This window comes from Lolliginicoccus lacisalsi (assembly GCF_014841105.1).
Taxonomy (GTDB): Bacteria; Actinomycetota; Actinomycetes; order Mycobacteriales; family Mycobacteriaceae; genus Lolliginicoccus; species Lolliginicoccus lacisalsi.
This window is the reverse complement of the sequence record NZ_JACYWE010000020.1, coordinates 1-2462: the sequence shown is the minus strand read 5'-3', so window position 1 is coordinate 2462 and position 2462 is coordinate 1. Positions and strand designations below refer to the sequence as shown.

The 2462-nt window shown below is 69.5% G+C and carries 1 protein-coding gene and 1 pseudogene; both read left to right on the top strand.

From position 1 onward, the window contains the following. On the top strand, positions 1 to 1799 hold a 1799-nt coding region (locus HT102_RS15690; protein ID WP_192040396.1), incomplete at its 5' end, for an arabinosyltransferase C-terminal domain-containing protein. 167 nt (positions 1800 to 1966) lie between these two features. Next, positions 1967 to 2462, top strand: a pseudogene (locus tag HT102_RS15685) (arabinosyltransferase); the annotation flags it as partial.

The window sequence follows — 2462 nt, the reverse complement described above, 5'->3', positions numbered from 1 at the left end:
CCGCCATCGGACCCTCCCTCGCCTGGTACGAGGAGATGACGCGGTACGTCGACCTCTTCGGCCCGGCCACCGACGGTTCGCTGGGGCGGCGCTTCGCGGTGCTGGTGCTGGTGTTCGCCATCGGCGTGGCCGGGGCGATGCTGATGCGCCGTGGTGGCATCCCGGGGGTGCCCACGGGGCCGGCTTCGCGGATGCTCGGCCTGACCGTTGCCTCGTTCCTGTTCCTGACGTTGACGCCGACGAAGTGGACGCATCACTTCGGCGCGTTCGCCGGGATCGGCGCGTCGGTGGCGGCGATCGCGGCGGTGGCGATGGGCCCGGCGCTGGTCCGCTCCGCGCGGGATCGCCTGGTGCTGGTGTCTGTCCTGCTGCTGATCACCGCGTTCGCGATGACGGGCACCAACCGCTGGTGGCATGTGTCGAACTATGGGGTGCCGTTCGGGGATCGCCCACCGCTGTTCCTCGGGCGCGGCGTGGCGAACTGGCTGCTGCTGCTCGCGATGATGGTGTTCGCCGCGGCCGCGCTCTACCACTACCTGGGCTTGCGGGGCCGTCCCGTGATGGCACCGGGCTGGCTGCGCTGGCTGACGGCGGCACCGATCCTGGTGATCGCCGCGATCGTGGTCATCGCGCAAGTGGCGTCGCTCGCGCTGGGCGCGGCGCGGCAGTACCCGGCGTACTCGGTGGGCCGCTCCAACATCGATGCGGTCCTGGGGTCGCCGTGCGGGCTGGCCAATGATGTCCTCGTCGAGCAGGACCCCAACGCCGGGCTGCTCGATCCGGTCGATGGTGGTGATCCCGCGTCAGCGCTGGGCGGGGGCGGCAACGACGGGTTCACCCCGAATGGCATTGCCCCGGATCTCGCTCCCGAGCAGGCCTCGGGCGAGGATGCCCCGTCCACCCTGGTCGCGGCGGGCGAAGCGGATGCCGGGGGGCAGCAGCAAACGCTCAACGCCACGGGGTTCGACGACGAGCAGCGCCAGGAGGAGGGGATCAACGGCAGCACCGCGCCACTGCCGTTCGGGCTCGACCCGGCCCGCGTCCCCGTGCTCGGCAGCTACCGCAGCGACGAGCAGCGATCTGCCGAGCTGACCAGCGACTGGTACTCGCTGCCCGCGCGATCGGACGAGCGGCCCCTGGTCGCGATCACCGCGGCCGGGCGCATCGCGGGCACCGATGCCTTCGACCGGCCGATCCGCGGGCAGGAGCTGCGCGTGGAGTTCGGGATCCCCGACGACGAGGGCTTCCAAGTGGTGCACACCGCCACTCCGCTCGATACCGGGCCGTTCCCGTCGTGGCGGAACCTGCGCGTGCCGCTCGACGCGGTGCCCGCCGACGCGACGGCGGTGCGGATCGTGGCGCGCGATACGGATCTCGATCCCTCGCAATGGCTCGTGGTGACTCCACCGCGCGTCCCCGTCGTCGATTCGTTGCAGGATGTGGTGGGCAGCGACACGCCAACGATGATCGACTGGTCCATTGGTCTCGCGTTCCCCTGCCAGCAGCCCTTCGTGCATCGCAATGGCGTGATGGATATGCCGGAGTACCGGATCGCGGGTGATTTCGAGCTGAAGCTGGGCACGGACATCGCGCAGGGCAGCGCTGGAGGCGGGCCCGTCGGAATCACCTCGATGCTCGCGGAGGAACAGCAGGTCGCCACGTACTTGCGCGATGACTGGGGCCGCGACTGGGGCTCGCTGCAACGGCTCGCGCCGTACTCGGAGGAGGCGGTGCCGGCCCGAACCGAGCATGAGACGGTGCGCCGATCGGGGCTGTGGAATCCTGGGCCGATCCGGTAGCGCGACGTTACTCCTCGGCGCGAAACTGAGTTTGTTCTCACTTCTGTTCCTGTGAATCACGGTTTACTGGCAAGGTTGCCCCGCGGTTGCGAATACCATCAGGGGTCGTGGCAGTCGGATTGTTGTCTTCGGGGATGGATGGTTCGGTGACGGAGAAGCGTGTGCGAATGGCTCGTCTGGTAGCGGTGCTCACCGGCCTCGCCGGATTCATCCTCGCCATCGCCACACCCCTGATGCCCGTTGCCCAGACCACCTCCACCCTGAACTGGCCCCAGGGCGAGCAGGCCACCAGCGTCGAGGCACCCCTGATCTCCTACCTCCCCCACTCCCTCGAGGCCACCCTCCCCTGCCAGGCCTTCGCCGAGCTGCCCGAGGAAGGCGGCATCCGCGCCGCCACCATCCCGCCCGGCGCGCCCGACGCCACCCGCTTCGGCATGCAGGTCCGCGCCACCTCCACCGACGCCCAGGTGATCATCCGCAACGGCGTGGTCGCCTCGGTCCCCCGCGATCGGCTCACCGCGTGCGACACCCTCGATATCACCATCGACAAGGATGCGGTCACCACCGAGTTCACCGGTGTCACCGACGACGACGAAGCGGCACGCACCGTCCGCGAGGGCATGTTCATGCCGCAGGTGGTGGGCATCTTCACCGACCTCGACA